At 59.0% G+C, this 17,265-nt stretch carries 10 protein-coding genes and 3 pseudogenes; 4 read left to right on the top strand and 9 right to left on the bottom strand.

The window, feature by feature from the left end; genetic code table 11:
* Nucleotides 1-239 precede the first annotated feature (239 nt).
* Entirely contained in the window at nucleotides 240-2,981 is a 2,742-nt protein-coding gene (locus BLT55_RS06310) for a beta-glucosidase (RefSeq protein ID WP_074800160.1), read from the top strand.
* Between the two features lie 39 nt (nucleotides 2,982-3,020).
* On the opposite strand, the gene BLT55_RS06305 is transcribed toward BLT55_RS06310, so the two are convergent.
* Genes BLT55_RS06305 through BLT55_RS06295 form a run of 3 tightly spaced genes read right to left on the bottom strand, consistent with a single transcriptional unit; the run spans nucleotide 3,021 to nucleotide 5,456 of the window.
* Nucleotides 3,021-3,668, bottom strand: a complete 648-nt coding sequence (locus tag BLT55_RS06305; RefSeq protein ID WP_054999650.1) for a TetR/AcrR family transcriptional regulator — start codon at nucleotides 3,666-3,668, stop codon at nucleotides 3,021-3,023.
* A 58-nt stretch (nucleotides 3,669-3,726) separates the two neighbouring features.
* Nucleotides 3,727-4,896, bottom strand: a complete 1,170-nt coding sequence (locus BLT55_RS06300; protein WP_054999655.1) for an MFS transporter — start codon at nucleotides 4,894-4,896, stop codon at nucleotides 3,727-3,729.
* Nucleotides 4,897-4,916: 20 nt separating this feature from the next.
* The gene (locus BLT55_RS06295; protein WP_054999656.1) at nucleotides 4,917-5,456 is read right to left on the bottom strand and encodes a GNAT family N-acetyltransferase; all 540 of its coding nucleotides are present in this window, start codon (nucleotides 5,454-5,456) and stop codon (nucleotides 4,917-4,919) included.
* Nucleotides 5,457-5,561: 105 nt separating this feature from the next.
* Between BLT55_RS06295 and BLT55_RS06290 the strand changes: the two genes are divergently transcribed.
* The 3 genes from BLT55_RS06290 to solA all read left to right on the top strand — a co-directional run bounded on the left by BLT55_RS06290 (nucleotide 5,562) and on the right by solA (nucleotide 9,922).
* Nucleotides 5,562-6,452, top strand: a complete 891-nt coding sequence (locus BLT55_RS06290) for a LysR family transcriptional regulator (RefSeq protein WP_054999657.1) — start codon at nucleotides 5,562-5,564, stop codon at nucleotides 6,450-6,452.
* Between the two features lie 262 nt (nucleotides 6,453-6,714).
* Nucleotides 6,715-8,298: an aldehyde dehydrogenase (NADP(+)) gene (locus BLT55_RS06285; protein ID WP_054999651.1), complete on the top strand. Its 1,584-nt coding sequence runs from the start codon at nucleotides 6,715-6,717 to the stop codon at nucleotides 8,296-8,298.
* Nucleotides 8,299-8,746: 448 nt separating this feature from the next.
* Nucleotides 8,747-9,922 carry an N-methyl-L-tryptophan oxidase gene (gene solA, locus BLT55_RS06275; protein WP_054999652.1) on the top strand — a complete coding sequence of 392 codons (1,176 nt, stop codon included), beginning with the start codon at nucleotides 8,747-8,749 and terminating at the stop codon, nucleotides 9,920-9,922.
* Between the two features lie 9 nt (nucleotides 9,923-9,931).
* Here solA and BLT55_RS06270 read toward each other — a convergent pair whose 3' ends face one another.
* The 6 genes and pseudogenes from BLT55_RS06270 to BLT55_RS06240 form a co-directional block, all read right to left on the bottom strand.
* Nucleotides 9,932-11,293 carry a TolC family outer membrane protein gene (locus BLT55_RS06270; RefSeq protein ID WP_054999653.1) on the bottom strand — a complete coding sequence of 454 codons (1,362 nt, stop codon included), beginning with the start codon at nucleotides 11,291-11,293 and terminating at the stop codon, nucleotides 9,932-9,934.
* 1 nt (nucleotide 11,294) lies between these two features.
* Nucleotides 11,295-12,632 (bottom strand): HlyD family type I secretion periplasmic adaptor subunit, encoded by a 1,338-nt coding sequence (locus BLT55_RS06265; protein ID WP_054999654.1) that lies wholly within the window; start codon nucleotides 12,630-12,632, stop codon nucleotides 11,295-11,297.
* Nucleotides 12,629-14,417: pseudogene (locus tag BLT55_RS06260) on the bottom strand (type I secretion system permease/ATPase). The gene BLT55_RS06265 and the pseudogene BLT55_RS06260 overlap by 4 nt, the downstream one beginning before the upstream one ends.
* An 80-nt stretch (nucleotides 14,418-14,497) precedes the next feature.
* Nucleotides 14,498-14,881 carry a protease inhibitor Inh/omp19 family protein gene (locus BLT55_RS06255; RefSeq protein WP_074801295.1) on the bottom strand — a complete coding sequence of 128 codons (384 nt, stop codon included), beginning with the start codon at nucleotides 14,879-14,881 and terminating at the stop codon, nucleotides 14,498-14,500.
* 57 nt (nucleotides 14,882-14,938) lie between these two features.
* Nucleotides 14,939-15,694, bottom strand: a pseudogene (locus tag BLT55_RS06250) (M10 family metallopeptidase C-terminal domain-containing protein); the annotation flags it as partial.
* A 631-nt stretch (nucleotides 15,695-16,325) separates the two neighbouring features.
* Nucleotides 16,326-17,009: pseudogene (locus BLT55_RS06240) on the bottom strand (matrixin family metalloprotease); the annotation flags it as partial.
* Between the last annotated feature and the right edge of the window lie 256 nt (nucleotides 17,010-17,265).

The following is a 17,265-nucleotide window of genomic DNA, read 5'->3' as shown; positions in this document are numbered from 1 at the left end:
ACCGGAGGCGCTGTTTTTGATATCAAAATGATGGCGCCTTAGATACAGCACAACATAATAATTAAAAAGAAAATCGATAATTAAACAGTCATAAAAATCGCGAACCTTACAACAGGAAATCGCGACGAAGGATGCCTGTTGCCTGAAGAATTATTAAAGACTGACTCACAAGTTTCGGCTTGTTGAGCCTGCGCGGAAGCGCGGACAAACAGTTAATCTAAACGCAGTTGGAGAGCAGCATGAACAAACGAAAGATGATGGGCGCGCACTCGGCATTGGCCTTGCTGGCGCTGGCGGTTTCGCAGGTACACGCAGCTGACGCTACCGTGCAGCAAGGCCGTGAAGATCGCGCCGAAAAAGCCGCGCAAAAAACCTTGGCCAAGATGACCATGGAAGAAAAGCTGGCCTACATCGGCGGCACCGGCGGCTGGGACGTCAAGCCGCTGACCAACTACGGCATCCCGCAGATTCATGGCGCTGACGGCGGCGTGGGCGTGCGTTACACCAGCGAAGGCAACGATCAGGGCGTGGTTTATCCGTCCGGCCCTAACCTGGCAGCCACCTTCAACCCGCGTCGTGCCATCGATCTGGGTCGCGCGCTGGGCTATGACACTGCCGTCGGCGGCTACCAGTTCATCACTGGCCCGGGCGTCAACCTGTACCGCATGCCTTACGGCGGCCGTGCGTTCGAATACCTCTCCGGTGAAGATCCGTTTCTGGGCGCAAGCCTCGCACCGGGCGTCATCAACGGTATCCAGTCCCGCGGTGTCTGGGCCAACGCCAAGCACTACGCGGCCAACGATCAGGAAAGCAACCGCTTCAACCTGAACCAGACCATGCCAGAGCGCGTCCTGCGCGAAATGTCGTTGCCTGCGTTCGAATCGTCGTCGAAAAACGGTAATGTGGCGATGATGATGTGCGCCTTCCAGAAAGTGAACGGCGAGTTCGCTTGCGAAAGCGAGCACCTGATTGCCCAGATCCTGAAGAAGGAATGGGGCTTCAAGGGCTTCGTACGGAGCGACTACAACGCTGTCGTTCACGGTTTCAACGCTGCCCGCGCCGGTACCGATCTGGACATGATGGGTTTCCAGATGAACAGCTCTGTGCTCAAGCCGCATCTGGATGCCGGTGACCTGAGCGCTGCGACCATCGACGACAAGGTCCGCCGCATCCTCAAGCAGATCTACCTGTACAAGTTCGACGGCAAAGTGCCGCTAACCACGCACAACATGAACAGCTCGACCAGCAACAAGGTTGCTCTGAACGCTGCGCGTGAAGGTATCGTGCTGCTGAAAAACCAGGACAACCTACTGCCGCTGGACAAGCAGAAGGTCAAGAAGATCGCCGTCGTCGGCACCCTGGCCAAGTACTCGCCGCCTACCGGTTTCGGTAGTGCCAACGTCATGGCCAGCCATTACGTCAGCGAATTGAGCGGCCTGCAGCAGATCGCGCCAAACGCCAAGGTCGACTTCATCGAAGGCCTGTCGCTGGACCCGAGCACCAGTGCCTGGACCACCACCGACACGGCTGGCAACGAAGTTCAAGGCATGAAAGTCGAGTACTTCAGCAACGCCGACTGGTCCGATGAAGCGGCCGTCACTCGCACCGAGCAGCACGTTGACCTGGACTGGGCCAACGACAAGAACCTGCCGTTCGCAAGCAACACCTCGTCGTCCGATCCGTACACCACCAAAGGCTCGACCGCGGGTGAGCTGAACGGTGACACGTCTTCGACTTCGATCCGCTACACCGGCAAGGTCACCCCGACCCAAAGCGGCGAGCAAGTGTTCAAGGTTCGCGCCGACGGCGCTGTGCGCCTGTGGGTCAACGGCAAGAAAATCATCGACAACGGTGACGGCAAGCCGCTTCCGGGCAACAGCATTCCGCCAACCATTCCAGAGTTCGCCAAGATCAGCCTGGAAGCTAGTCAGTCGTACGATGTGAAGCTCGAGTACTCGCGTCGTGCCGGTTACCTGTCGACCATGGGTGGTCTGGTCGGTGTGCAGCTGAGCTCCGCTTCGCTGAACGCGCCTCAGGACCTGTCCGGCTACGACGCAGTCGTGGTTGCGGTGGGTAACAGCAACGAATACGAAGGTGAAGGTTTCGACCACAGCTTCGATCTGCCTGAGTTCCAGAACGAACTGATCCAGAACATCGCCAAGGTCAACCCGAACACCGTGGTGACCATGTACGGTGGTACAGGTCTGAAGATGAGCGACTGGATCGAACAGGTTCCGGTAGCGCTGCACGCCTTCTACCCGGGTCAGAACGGTGGTCAGGCGCTGGCCGAGATTCTGTTCGGCAAGGTTAACCCGTCGGGCAAGCTGCCGATCAGTATCGAACGCAACATCGAGGACAACCATGCCTACGCCTCCTTCCCGAAATTCGACAACCAGAATTCTCTGGCTGAAATGGATTACAAGGATGACCTGATGCTGGGTTATCGCGGTTACGAGAAGAAAGGCATCAAGCCGCTCTACCCGTTCGGTTACGGCCTGTCGTACACCACGTTCGGCTACAGCAACATTAAAGTGACGCCTGGCGTCGCGGTGGGCAATACGCCGATCAAGGTGTCGTTCGACCTGACCAACACCGGCAAAGTCGGCGGTTCGGAAGTCGCACAGCTGTACGTTGGCCAGCAGAACCCGAAAGTCGAGCGTCCGATCAAGGAACTCAAAGGCTACAAGAAGGTGTTCCTCAAGCCGGGTGAAAGCAAGCGCGTGACCATCGAGCTGAATGATCGCTCGCTGGCCTACTTCGACGAGAAGAGCAAGCAGTGGGTCGTCGATGCCGACACCTTCAACATTGCACTCGGTGCGTCGTCGCAGGACATCCGCCTGAACGCCAAGCTGGTCAACTCGTTCCGTCAGGAACTGTCGACCACCACCAGCAACCCGCTGCCACGTTCCGCTCTGAACTCGGTTCTGGTCGAGAAGCCACCGGTCAAGACCGGCGGCGTATTCAAGCAGACCGTCGAGTAAGCGTTGCGCTGACTGACTGAAAAACGGACGAATAAAGGCTCAGGGACGAGCCCTTACCGCTGCATCGACCTGCGCAATGTAGGCATCGAAACACTCGACCAGATCCACCTGATCGGGAAAGCGTAACCACTGAATCTGCAAGCCATCCATCATGGCCAGAATCTGCTGGATCACCTTCGACACATCCACATACGCCCGCACTTCCCCGCGCTCGACCAGCTCCGAAAACTGCTTCAGCAAATGCGCGTGAATGCGCTCATAGCGCGTCTGGAACCACTCGAACGCCGGCTGGCTGTCCAGCAGACTTTCGGCATTGAGAATCGAGAAGGCGCGTACCACGCCCGGTGCAGTGGAGTTGGAACGATTGATGGCGCGCAGGCCATTGAGCAGGCCGGTCAGGGTATTTTCTTCGGTACGGACTTCGGCCGCGATTCGACCATTGACCTCGTCACGCCGCTCCAGCACGCCCATCAACAGGGAAATCTTGCTCGGAAAATGGTGCAGCAGTCCGGCGACGGAAATACCCACGATGGCCGCCACCTTGGCGACCGATGCGCCGGTATAGCCCTCAATGGAGAACAGCTGCAACGCCGCGTCGAGCAGTTCTTCGCGACGCTTCTCGCCCTTTGGCGCGCGCCGATGCCGCGTTGTAACCGTGCCCGTTTCCATGGGTTCATGCAGAGTCATATCAGGGTCCTTTTTGAACAGCCGCGTACCCTAACCATTCAGACCGCCTCTGGCAACGCTATTGATTGTCGATTGTCGGACAATTCTCTTTCATTTCACAATAGCGTTGCATGAAGATTGCGAGTAACAACAGCACCGCACTCATACCTATCGACAAGCCGAGCAATCCGCGCTCGGCATAACTGTCCCGTACCCATGCGAAAAACCAGGGCGCGGCGGCAGACAGGATAAAGCCAGGTGCCAGCAGCCGACCCTGCAGGCGCGCATAGTGTTGATGAGCAAACATTTCGAACGGCAGATTCGCCCGCAGCAGGGTGGTCAGCCCGTTCATGGCGCCGTAACCGAAGACAAACAGACAGGCTAGCACGGGTCGCCCATTGGCAAAAAAAGCTAGGGCAAAACACACCACCAAACCGCTCGCGACCCAGACATTCAGACGCAATGCGGAAACCGAACGGGCCAGCAACGTCTGGATCAAGCGTGCGCAGGTCTGTCCGATGCCCCACAGCGCCACCCACCCCACAGGCACACCGAAGCCAGACAACAGCGTGGGCAAATGCGCAGACAAACCGGCGGACATGAAGCCGATCAGCGCAATACCCAGCGCATACCCCGCCTGCCGCTGCCACGACGTGACGTCGGGCGACAAAGCGACGTTGACCTGAGGGTTTGGGGTGGGCGGTACATTGGGCATTGCGCTGAACAGCAACCCGCCAAGCAGTGCCAGACAGGCATAGATGGCGATCGCGCTGCGCCAGCCGACGATTTCCAGCAACGCATGCCCCAGCGGCCAGAATACCGCCGAAGCCAACCCGCCCAGTAAGGTGATCTGCACCATCAACGGCCGGGCCCGCTCACCGAGCAGTCCCGCCAGCCCGGCGAACAAGGCGTCATAAAGCGACAGGCGCATACCGAGCCCGAGTACGACCCAGCCAATGAACCAGGCCTGCGGAGTATCACTCAGGGCCAGTATGCAGCAGCCCGTCGCGTTGAAAACGGCACCCGATTGCAATACCTGACGAGCGCCGAAACGCTGGATCAGCCCCGCGCTGAGGGGCGAAACCAGCGCCATGACCAGCAAGGCGACTGACAACCCGGAAAAAACCCGCTGCGCGCTCCAGCCCAGTTCATTGGCAATCGCATTGCCGAAAGCACCCGGTAAATAAAAGGTCACGCCCCAACTGATCAGTTGCGCAAGGCCTAGCCTGAACACCGTCGCTCCGGACAGCGCTGCGCAGGTCACCACCGTCAGATCCGGTCGGCAGGAACGCTGTCCGGTCCTTCGCCCAGCGCCCGCTGCATCAGCACAGTGTCCACCCAGCGGCCGTGCTTGAAGCCGACCGACTCGAAGACCCCGACCCGACAAAACCCCAGGCGCTCATGCAAGCGCAGCGAAGCGATGTTTTCGCTATTGCCGATCACCGCGATCATCTGCCGCCAGCCGCCCTGCTCGCAGCGCTGCACAAGTTCGCCCAGCAGCGCCTGCCCAATGCCGAGGCCGCCCATGCCGTCACGTACGTACACCGAGTCCTCCACTGTGAAACGATAGGCCGGACGAGGTCGATAAGGCGTGACGTAGCCATAGCCGACCACCTCTCCTGCGCGCTCCGCGATCAGATAAGGCAGACCTTTGGCCAGTACCTGTGCGCGACGCTGAAGCAATTCGGCCAGATCGGGTGGTTGCAGTTCAAAACTGGAAATCCCGTGCACAACATGGTCCGCGTAGATCGCCTGGACGGCAGGCATATCGTTGTCGTGAGCGTCACGCAATGTAAATGTCGGGGTCATGGCCGGGCTCTTGCTCAGATAAAGGTAGATGGCAGCAATCATGCCGCTCAGCCCGACATTAAAAAAGCTATGATTCATCATCCTCAGCATAAGAATTACTTTGCCATGCGTCGACTGAACCTCAATCACCTGCACACCTTCTCGCTGGTCATCGCCCATGGCAGTTTCTCTGCAGCCGCAGAACACCTGCACCTGACCCAGCCAGCAGTCAGCCTGCACGTGCGGCAGCTGGAGGAGCAATTGAACCTACAACTGATCGAGCGTGTCGGCAAGCGCCTCAAACCCACTTCGGCGGGCGATACGCTGCTGGCGCATATCGCTCGCATTGATGCGGTGGTCGAAGACGCTCTGCAAGACTTGTCCAGCCATGCCAGCGGCGTCGCCGGAAAAATCGCCATCGGCACTGGCGCAACTGCCTGCATTCATTTATTGCCGCCGTTGTTGCGGGCTTTACGTCGAGACTTCCCTGAGCTGGATGTGCGAGTCAGCACCGGTAACACCGATGGCATTCTCAAGGCCGTGGAAGAGAACCGCCTGGACCTGGCGTTGGTCACCCTGCCCGCCTCGGGACGCAGTCTGTACATCACAGCGCTGCTTGAAGATGAATTCGTGGCGATTTTCGCCGAAGGCCAGCAGCCACCGCCCGTCAGCATGACGCCCGACTACCTCAGCGGGTTGCCGCTGGTGGTGTTCGAAGCAGGCAGCAGCACGCGCCTGCTGATCAACGAATGGTTCTTGCAGGCGGGAATTCGCGTCAAACCGGTCATGGAGCTGGGGAGTATCGAAGCGATCAAGGAAATGGTCGCGGCCGGTCTGGGCTACAGCGTTGTGCCGCGCATGGCGGTCACTGCCGCCCATCATCGTCGCGGGCTGGACGTGCACACACTGACGCCGGGGCTCAGCCGCACGCTAGGCATCGCGCTGCGTCAGGACAAACCGGTCAGCCGCGCACTGCGCCAGGTACTTGATGCCTTGCAGCACCTGAAAAGGTCATAAAGTGTGTTCAGCATGAGCATGCCTGCCTCGTCGATAGGCTATAACAACGAGTGCAATGCGCTGAACAACCCCAGCCTGGCAGTTGCGTCGGCAGCGACGCAGGTTGTACGATGACTGCCCACTGATAAATACATTGATGCTGGTCTGCTTCAGGCAAGCCGCATCGACGACAACCCGCAAAGCAACTCGGCAACCCATAAAGGAGCGCACGGTCCGGACCTCTTCGGCACCCGCCTCCCACTTCAAACAACAGGAGATACCGATGCCTAACATTCTCGGCCAGAACTTCATCGCAGGCGGCCGCAGTGCCCTCGGCCAAAGCCTGCAGAAGAGCCTGGATGCCACCACTGGTGAAGAACTGCCTTACAGCTTTCACCAGGCTACTGACGGCGAAATCGACGCCGCTGCGCTGGCAGCCAAAGCTGTATTTCCTGAGTTCCGTCAACTGAGCCCGGCCCGTCGCGCTGATTTCCTTGACGCCATTGCTGATGAACTCGACCAGTTGGGTGACGATTTCGTCGCCATCGTCTGTCAGGAAACGGCCCTGCCTCAGGCGCGCATTCAGGGGGAACGCGGTCGCACCAGCGGCCAGATGCGCTTGTTTGCCAAAGTGTTGCGACGTGGTGATTTCGTCGGCGCGCGCATCGACCTGGCGCTGCCGGATCGCAAGCCGCTGCCGCGCGTTGACCTGCGCCAGTACCGCATCGGCGTCGGCCCGGTGGCCGTGTTCGGTGCCAGCAACTTCCCGCTGGCCTTCTCCACGGCCGGGGGCGATACCGCTGCGGCACTGGCTGCCGGTTGCCCGGTGGTCTTCAAGGCGCACAGCGGTCACATGGCGACCGCCGATCTGGTGGCCAGTGCTATCATCCGCGCGGCGGAACGCACGCAGATGCCAAAAGGCGTGTTCAACATGATCTTCGGCAACGGCGTTGGCGAAGGTCTGGTCAAGCACCCGGCCATTCAGGCCGTAGGTTTCACCGGCTCGCTCAACGGCGGTAACGCGCTGTGCAAAATGGCTGCCGAACGTGCGCAGCCGATTCCGGTGTTTGCCGAGATGTCGAGCATCAACCCGGTCGTGCTGCTGCCTGGCGCGTTGAAGGCGCGTGGCGAAACCGTGGCCAAGGAGCTGGCCGGCTCGGTGGTGATGGGTGCAGGCCAGTTCTGTACCAATCCGGGCGTGGTCATTGGCCTGCGCTCGCCTGAATTTTCGACGTTCGTCGAGCAATTGACCGAACAGATGGGCAGTCAGGCGCCGCAGACCATGCTTAATGCTGGCGGTCTGCGCAGCTACAGCAAAGGCGTCGAGCATCTGCTGTCGCACTCTGGCGTGACTCACCTGGCCGGCAAGCCGCAAGAAGGCAAACAGGCTCAGGCGCAGCTGTTCAAGGCTGACGTCAGCCTGCTGCTCAATGGCGATCAGCTGTTGCAGGAAGAAGTCTTCGGCCCGACCACGCTGATCATTGAGGTCGCGGATGACGCGCAGCTCAAGGATGCACTGCAAGCCCTGCGCGGTCAGCTGACAGCAACCGTGATCGGCGAGCCGGCGGACTTGAGCCAGTACAGCTGGCTGCAACCGATTCTGGAAGAAAAAGTCGGCCGCATCCTGTTCAATGGCTACCCGACCGGTGTTGAAGTGTGCGAAGCCATGGTCCACGGCGGCCCGTACCCGGCGACCTCGGACGCGCGCGGCACGTCGGTCGGCACATTGGCCATCGACCGCTTCCTGCGCCCGGTCTGCTATCAGAACCTGGCCGACAGCCAGTTGCCGCCTGCCCTGCAAAACGCCAACCCGCTGGGCCTGCGTCGCCTGGTCAACGGCGAGTGGAGCGATCAGCCTGTCGTGTAATGGCTGACCCGTAGTCTCTGAAATGACAAAAGACGCCACCCGATGAGGGTGGCGTTTTTTTTTAAAAAAAATACGCGTGGGCTGAATGAAAAATATTTGTGCTTTTGTGCGCACCGTCGCGTGCAACAGACCCCTTTTTGCCCTCTGGCCGAAGCACAATAGAAGTGCAATTCACAGGCTGTTCATAAATTAACCACACAGCTGTAAGCCACGTGCAACAAGGGTTTCAAAAAGTTACCCACAGACATACCCACGATTTCCGTGGACAACTTTTCACTGATTCCGGAACTTAAAAACCCTGAGCAGTGCAAGCGTAAATTTTTTGGCGAGCGTCGAAATCTGTGTCGCGCAGAGAGACGGCGCTTTGACATATGCTTAGGCCTGATTGACTGTTGATTCGAAACACCCATCCCCCTGAAATGGTTGCTTTTTTCGAGGTGCACAGCAAATGGATCAGCGTTGCAAGGTGGCCGTGCTTGGCCTGGGTGCCATGGGTGCGGCCACTGTCTATCAACTGACCAGGGCCGGAATCGACGTAATCGGCATTGACCGACATGATCCGCCGCATACGTATGGCTCCAGCCATGGTGATACGCGCATCACGCGTCTGTCAGTGGGTGAGGGTCCGCAGTATCTGCCGTTGGTACGCCGTTCGCACGACATCTGGCGTGAGCTGGAGGCGCTGACTGGTGAATCGCTGTTCGAGCAGTGCGGAGTGCTGGTGATGACGTCCAGCCCGAGTTACGACCCTGCGGACAGCAAAGACTTCACCCACATGACCATTGCGCTGGCGCGTGCGTATGGCGTCGAGCACGAGGTCCTCGATGCGGCTGCCATCCGCGAACGCTTCCCGCAGTTCTCCTTCGTGCTGGACACCGCCGTCGGCTACTTTGAACCGGCAGGCGGCTTTGTCCGGCCGGAGCGCTGCATCGCTGCGCAACTCAAGCTGGCCAGGCAGCACGGCGCGCGACTGCTGACCGGTGAAACGGTCTTGCAATTGCAGAACCACGGTGAACAGGTGCAGATAACCACTGACCAGCGCACGATCATTGCCGACAAGGTGGTGGTCAGCGCCGGCATGTGGTCGTCTGAACTGCTGGGCGCCCCTTTCAGCGATTTGCTCAGGGTCTGTCGGCAAAAGCTGTTCTGGTTCGGGTTACAGGAAGACGCGCGCTTCGCACCGGCCTCGCCGAGCTTCATCCTGACCCACGGGCCGGGCGAAGTTGACGTCAGCTACGGTTTTCCGCCACTGCACGGCGAACACAGCATGAAAATCGCCACTGAACAGTACCAGGACGTGTCGATGCCGGGCACGCTGGATCGCACCATCTCGACGCAGGAGGAACAGGAGATGTTTCGGACCCAGGTACAGGGAAAGGTCGCCGGACTGACGCCGACAGTGGTCAAGTCATCGGTATGTGCCTATACCGTCACGCCGGATTACCACTTCATCATTGACGAGCATCCGCAGCTGAAAAACGTGACCGTGGTCTCAGCCTGCTCCGGTCACGGCTTCAAGCACTCGGCCGGACTCGGGCTGGCGCTGGCGCAGCGCTGCATTCACGGCGAGAGCGAGGCAGACCTTTCGGCGTTCTCGCTGCAACGCTTCGCCACAACGGTGTAACCCGCGCGCTCAGCGCGACAACACGAACGCGTCGTCGATATGTGCCAGGTCGGTGTCGCGCAAGGTGCCTGCGTAGTAATGTAACTTGATCCACGCCATCAAGTAGTCATAGCGGGTCTTTGCCAGGTCGCGCCGAGTGCTGTAAAGCTGCTGCTCGGCGTTGAGCGCATCCAGATTGACGCGCTCGCCGCCGAGAATGCTCTGCCGCGTGGACTCGACCAGCGCCTGCGCCGAGACCAGCGCTTTCTGATAAGCCCGCAGCTTGCTCACACCCGACGCGCAGGCATTGAACTGCCGCCGTACCTCGATCAGGGTTTCGCGAGTCTTGCCCTCCAGCTCGTATTCGGCCTGCTCACGCTTGCTGTTGGCCTGACGCACCGAGGCACTGGTACCGCCCCCGGCGTACAGCGGCAGGCTGAGTTCGATGCCGACGGTGTTGGTGTCGTAACGCTGATTATAGGTATTGCCGCTGTCGGACTCGTTCTGACGAATGCTCGCGTAAGCATTGACCGTCGGTAAATGACCGGCGCGATTGCGCTCCACCTCATACCGCGCTACTTCCAGCGACTGACGCTGCGACGCCAGAATCGGGCTGTTGGCCAAGGCCAATGCATGCCATTCGGTATCACTGGAGGGTGCCAGCACCAAGGCCTGAAAACTGTCTTTCAGCGGCTCCAGCCGAGCAACGTCAATGCCCGGCTCTCCCAGCAACGCGCCAAGCTCGCGCAAGGCCGCGTCCTGCTCGTCAGTCGCTTCGATCTGCTCGGCAATCGCCAGCTCATTGCGCGATTCCGCTTCGAGAATATCGGTGCGTGTGCCCTCACCCTGCTGAAACATCTGCCGGTTCTGCGCAAACTGACGCTCGAAGGCCTGTTGTTTGGCACGGGCGATGTTGATCTGGTCCTGAGCGAACAGGGCCTGGGTGTACAACGTCAGGACCCGCACCAGCAATTCCTGACTCTTGCTGCGAAAGGTCTCGTCGGCAAACAGCGCCTGAGCCACGCCCTTGCGGTAATTGGCGTAGGCCTCATAGTCGATCAGCGGCTGTTGAATCGTCAGGCTCGAACCGAAGCTGTTGTAATGGCGATGATCCGTGGTGTCTTCGCGGCCGCCCTTGAGGGTGGCCCTGGAGTCGTTGCGACCCTTGTTGTACGTGTACGAAACACGAGACAACAATCCGGCACGCCCGATCACGCGGTTTTCCAGCCCTGCGTCACGCTCCTTGATCGCGCCGAGGAAGGTCGGATCGTTGTGCAGCGCCAGCTCGTAGACCTCGAACGGGCCCATCGCATGGCTGGCGGAAACCGCACCCAGCAGCCCGCCCAGCAAAATGGCCGTCAGTAAAGCGGCTTTCAGAGGATAAGCAGACATTCTATTCCTCCGTCAACGCGGAGCCGGCACGGTCCAGCAACGGTTTGAACAGATAATTGAGCAGCGAGCGTTCGCCCGTGCGCACGAACATCTCAGCCGGCATACCCGGCTTGATCACCAGACCGTTGAGTTTTTCCAGCGCCGCATCGCCAACCGAGGTGCGCAATACGTAGTACGGCTGGCCGGTTTTTTCGTCCTGCATCTGGTCAGCGGAAATCAGGCTCACCTCACCGGACACCCTCGGAGTGCGGCTCTGATTGAACGCCGTGAACAGAATATCCACCGGCAAGTGGCTGGCGACCTTGTCGATCAACTGCACCGGCAAACGCCCTTCGACCTCCAGACGGGTGCCTTGCGGCACGATTTCCAACAGCGTTTCGCCAGCACGAACCACCGCGCCTTCGGTGTGCACGCTCAGGTTGACGGCGATGCCATCGGCAGGCGCCAGAATTGCGCTGTGCTGCAGGCTGAAACCCGCCGAGGCCAGTTGCTGCTCAAGCGTCAGCGCCTTGACCTGCGCGTCGGCCCACTGGCTGCGCACCTCTTTCTGATACTCCTCGCGCTGCTGCTGCAGACGCAGCCGCGACTCGATGATCGACTGCTCGATTCGCCCGGTTTCACCGGCGTTCTGCGCCAGGTCCTGCTGCACCTGCAACAACTGACGCTGAAATTCCAGCAACCGGTTGCTCGGGATAAAACCGTTTTGCGCCAGCGGCTGCAGGTTGCTCAACTGCTGGCGTAGCGAGTCGGCCTGGGCCTGCAGGTCCAGACGCGCCCGGCGCATGCCCTTGAGTTGCAGCCCGGCACCTTCGATGCTCGCCTGCAAACCCGACTGCTCACGCGCCAGGGCCTGTCGACGACTGCTGAACAATTGCCGCTGCCCTTCAAGCACCAGTGCCAATCGTGGATCGGGGTCTTGCCCTTGTCCGGCGGCGATCAGTTCTGCGGGGAAGTTGATCTCATGCAGATTGTCGCGCTCGCTTTGCCAGCGGGCCAGACTCGCCCACGCCATGCGGTATTGAGCGCGTAACGACTGCACGTCGGCTTCGACCTGTGTCTGATCGAGGCGAAACAGCGGTTCGCCTTCTTTTACCAACTGGCCTTCGCTGACGAGGATTTTGCTCACCACGCCGCCATCCAGCGACTGCACGGCCTTGCGTTTGCCCGAGACCACCACCGTCCCTTGCACGGCGATGCCTTGGTCCAGCGGTGCCAGACTTGCCCAGAGAAAAAAGCTGCCAGCCCCTGCCAGCATCAGAATCCAGCCTGCGCGGACGAAAAAATGCACGCCGCGTTCCTTGCCGGGCACGACGTAATGATTGTCGAGAGAGCAGCTCATACGTCGGTCTGCCTGTTCTGGGCGCCGTACTGGCGGCTCATGGAAATCCCGGTCGGCACCGGACGGGGTTGCGGTTGTGGCTCGGCGGTTTGCGCCTGCGGTGCCTGTCCTGACAGCGCCTGAAGGACTTGCGCCGTTGGCCCGAAGGCCTGCATGCGACCTTCGCTCAGTACCAGCAGTCGATCGGTCTGAGTCAATGAAGGCGTACGGTGAGTCACGAGCACTACCGTGCAGCCTCGGGCTTTGAGTTCACCGATTGCCTGGGTGAGCGCCGCTTCACCAGCGGCATCCAGATTGGAGTTGGGTTCGTCCAGGACCACCAGTCGTGGTTCGCCATACAACGCCCGAGCCAACGCAACGCGCTGTTTCTGGCCACCAGACAAACCGCCGCCATCATCGCCCAAGCGCGTGTCGTAACCTTGCGGCAGGCGCAGAATCAGCTCATGCACACCCGCCAGTCGCGCGGCAGCCACCACCGCAGTCCCGTCGTCATCACGGAAACGCGCAATATTCTCGGCCACGGTGCCACTGAACAGTTCGATGTCCTGCGGCAAATAACCGATGTAGGGCCCAAGCGCCTCGCGATCCCAGCGATGCATGTCAGCACCGTCCAGCCGCACCGTGCCGCCGAGCAACGGCCACACCCCCACCAGCACTCGGGCGAGGGTCGACTTGCCAGAGCCGGACGCGCCCAGCACGCCAAGCACCTCCCCGGCCTGCAACTGAAAACTCACTTGTTGCACCGTCGGCGAGGTTCTGCCCGGAGGTGCGGCGCTGACCTGCTCTGCGGTGATCTGACCGCGCGGTGCCGGCAGCGGCATGCGCGGCGCAGGTTCGGCGTAAGTCTTGAGCAACTGATCGAGGCGCCCGTAAGCCAGGCGTGCGGAACTCCATTGTTTCCAGACGGCAATCAACTGGTCGATGGGACTCAGAACGCGTCCCATCAGGATCGAACCGGCGATCATCATCCCGGCCGTCATGTCGCCACGGATCACCAGCAGTGCGCCCAGCCCCAACACCAGCGATTGCAGACACAGACGCAGCGCTTTACTGATCGAGCTGATCACCGCGCCGGTGTCGCTGGCGCGGTTCTGCAGCGCCAGAAAGCGCCCGTGCACGGAGAACCAGCGACGTCGCAACGCCTCCAGCATGCCCATGGCCTGAATGGCCTCGGCCTGTTGCAGATGACGAGTCGCCAATTGCGCAGACTGCTGCGAATAACCACTGGCCTCGGCTAATGGCTTACGGGTCAGCCATTCATTCAGGCACGCCAGCGCGACCAGCAGCACCGTGCCGACGCTGGCCAGCACGCCCAGCCAGGGATCGAACAGAAAAATCACCGCCAGATAAACGGGAAACCAGGGCGCGTCGAAGAATGCAAACAACGCAGGGCCGGTGAGGAACTGGCGGATAAAGGACAGATCGCCGAGCGCCTGGCCGGCCTGACGTTGCCCGGCGTGCAGGTTGCTCGAACGCAGCCTGGTAGACACGCAGATTGAAACGCTTTTCCAGCTCGCTGCCAATGCGGATGACCACAAAGCTGCGGATCATTTCCAGCAAGCCAATAAAGGCAAAGAATCCGACCACCATCAGGGTCAGCATGGCCAATGTGGTCTGATTCTGCGAGGTCAAGACACGGTCGTAGACCTGCAGCATGTAAATCGACGGGGCGAGCATCAATACGTTGATCAGCGCGGTAAAACAACCGACGCCGATCAACGCGCTCTTGTAATCCGCCAGCGCTTTATAAAGCGGCGGCTGGGCGCTACGGGGCAACGCACTCATGGTTGTTCCTTGATGATCTTGCTTGTGGCGGGGCGACGTCCGTGATTTTTGTCAAATAACGCGTGTACGTCCGTGAATGCTTATTCGGCGAGCCGTCCAAGGATCAGCACTTCACCACCGGGCAAACGTGCTTCATAAGTCTGCGACCCTGTTTTGCTGAGGTGGATCAGGCGATTGCCTTCCTTGTCGGTGAACGCCAGACCATCCGGAGTCGGAAACCAGCCATCAGGCACTTCGTGCAACCACTGCACCGCACACGCCAGATCACCACTCAACTGCGGAGCTTCGGTATTCAGATGAAGCTGGCAGGCACCTCCTGCTTTCCCTTGAACAGAAAGTTGCCACTTGCCACTAAGCTCGGCAGGGTTGGGCAGTTTCAAACTCATGGCCATGCTTGCTCCAGAAATCCCTGCCAGCAGCGCAAAAGCAATTGGCACGATTCGAACAACGTGATTGATATTCATGAAGGGGTACATTCCGGATCATGGGCGGCAGAAACAGCCGCCCATGAATGTTACAGATTAAACCACGATATCCGTAGCGAACGCTTGACCAACCGTCCCTACCAAGAAGTCACCCAGTCCCTGCCCTGTGAAGTCGATGGCCAGGCTACCCAGATTGCTGCTCTGGTTGTAGTTCAGGATCGCTTCACCCGCATGACCGCTGAAGGCCTTGACGAACTGCAACGCGCTCAGCGTGGAGATGGCCGATACGTCGATTTTGTCCTGACCACTGACAAAATCACGAATCGTATCCTGAGCGGCATGATTGGAGTCGGAGCTGGCACCGAACACAAAAATGTCAGCACCTGCGCCACCGGTCAGACTGTCGGCGCCGCCGCCACCGTAGATGATGTCGTTACCGGCACCCCCTTTGAGGTCGTTTGCAGCGGAGTTGCCGATCAACAAGTCATTGCCTGAGCCACCGATGGCGTTTTCAACCACAACGTTTTTGGCAATCGAAACGTTGCCCACCATGCCACCGACGTCCGAGAACGAGGCGGCGTTGAGGTTGATTTTCTGGTTCTGGGTGAAGCCCGAGAAGTCGAGGGTATCCTTGCCCCCGCCGTCCCACACCGAGAACACCACTTTGGAAGCGGCAGACGTGGCGCTATAGAAATCCCGTCCGGTGGTGGAGTTGAAGCCGTAGACCGTGTCGGTGGCACGCGTGCTCATGTTTGCGCCATAGAGCTGCTGAACTGCCGCAATATCGTCCAGCAACGGAGCCGAGGAATACGACGCAGCGCCGCCCTTGACGAAGTTCTGGTCGGTATTTGTAACGACCTGCAATCGAAATGGCCCGGACCTGCAATCATCGCGTTTTTCGACCGGGATTAATTGCGTCTATCCGGCACCGCGAACCAGCATTGACTGCAAACGAACCTGCATCCACCCACTTCGACCTGCAATCGAGAGCGGCCGACCAGGATTAAATGCGACTGAAAACCGATGATTTTAGCGGGGTTTACGCGGATGCACTCGGCTTAGTGCACTTTCTGTTTCATTGCTCCGCACCCTGTACTGCGATCACACGATTCAGTCCGGTAGCCCGGTAGCGCTGCTGTTGGAAGCTCCAACCTCTTACCTCCGTAAGGTGCCATCGTCAAGTTTGTCTCTTTAGACTCTAGAATTTGTGAACGTACTGTATCAAAAATTAAAAGCCGCCCTATTGAGACGCAAAAAGCGTCTCGGCCATACGTCTCACAAGGGTGTGCTCAAATGAGACATAAGCGGCGGGCGATCACTCGCAAATAATTCCGGTTCATGACAATCGATTGCAGGTCGAACCAGATGAACGCAGGTTCATTCGCAAATAATCCCGGTTTGCTGGCTCGGATAGATGCAATCAATCCTGGTCGAAAAACGCGATGATTGCAGGTCCGGGCCATTTCGATTGCAGGCCGCTACAGGTATTGGATTCACTCCAGTAACTCATGACGCTGTAACCGCGCGTGTCTTCGGCGTAGCTGACGTCGTTGTAAGTCGGGTTGCCCTCGCCAGCGTTGTAATCACCAGGATGAGACAAGCCCAGGGTGTGACCGATTTCATGCGTCAGCGTTTGACGACCGTAGTTGCCGTTGTCCGGGGAGACGTTTTGCTGGTAGGAACTGTTGATCAGATACCAGGACTGACCGTCAGTGCGGCTGTTGCCGCTGGGCAGATAAGCAAAAGCCGCCCCGCCGCTGCTGCCATCAGTGTAGTTACCGAAGGTCATATGCCCGTCACCGCCGGAAGCGGCCTGGGTGAAACTGACCTTGGCAACATCGGCCCAGGATTGCATCGACAGCACTGCCTGAGCTTTCTGCTGCGCGTTGAACGCGCTGAACGTCCCCAGCGAGTTGTCAAAACCGGCAGGCTTGGCAGTCAGGAAGGTGTAAGTGAGGTTTATGGTGCCGTTACCGTCGCGGTCCGCCCAGGAGGCATCATCGCGAAGAATGTAGTTGGCAGCCTGATCGACCGAATAAGACGGCTTACCGTTGATCGTGAGGTTGCCACCACGGTCATACTCGTGAGCGAACGTATTGATCTGGTCGTAGGAACTGCTGGTAGCAGCAGAGAGTTGAATTGCAGCATTTTCTTTGACTTTCGTCATGACACTTCCTTGTTTGCTGATAGAACAGATTGGTACGACAGGACTCCACCTGTGGCGAGGAAATCCTGTCACTCGCCTTTGTGTTGCGTAACAAAACTGACACATCCTGAAAAAATGTGTCTATCCCTGTTCCGTGATGTCAATTGGCCAAAACGTCGAAACACCCACAAACTCTGGGGAATAGTCTGATATTTGTTTCAGTGATGATGAAAAATCGATAAACGCCTGATAAGACTGTAACAATCTTGATAAAGAT

Source organism: Pseudomonas cannabina, from assembly GCF_900100365.1.
GTDB lineage: Bacteria > Pseudomonadota > Gammaproteobacteria > Pseudomonadales > Pseudomonadaceae > Aquipseudomonas > Aquipseudomonas cannabina.
Note: the sequence above shows the minus strand (reverse complement) of the source record. Positions and strands in the feature narration are given on the sequence as shown.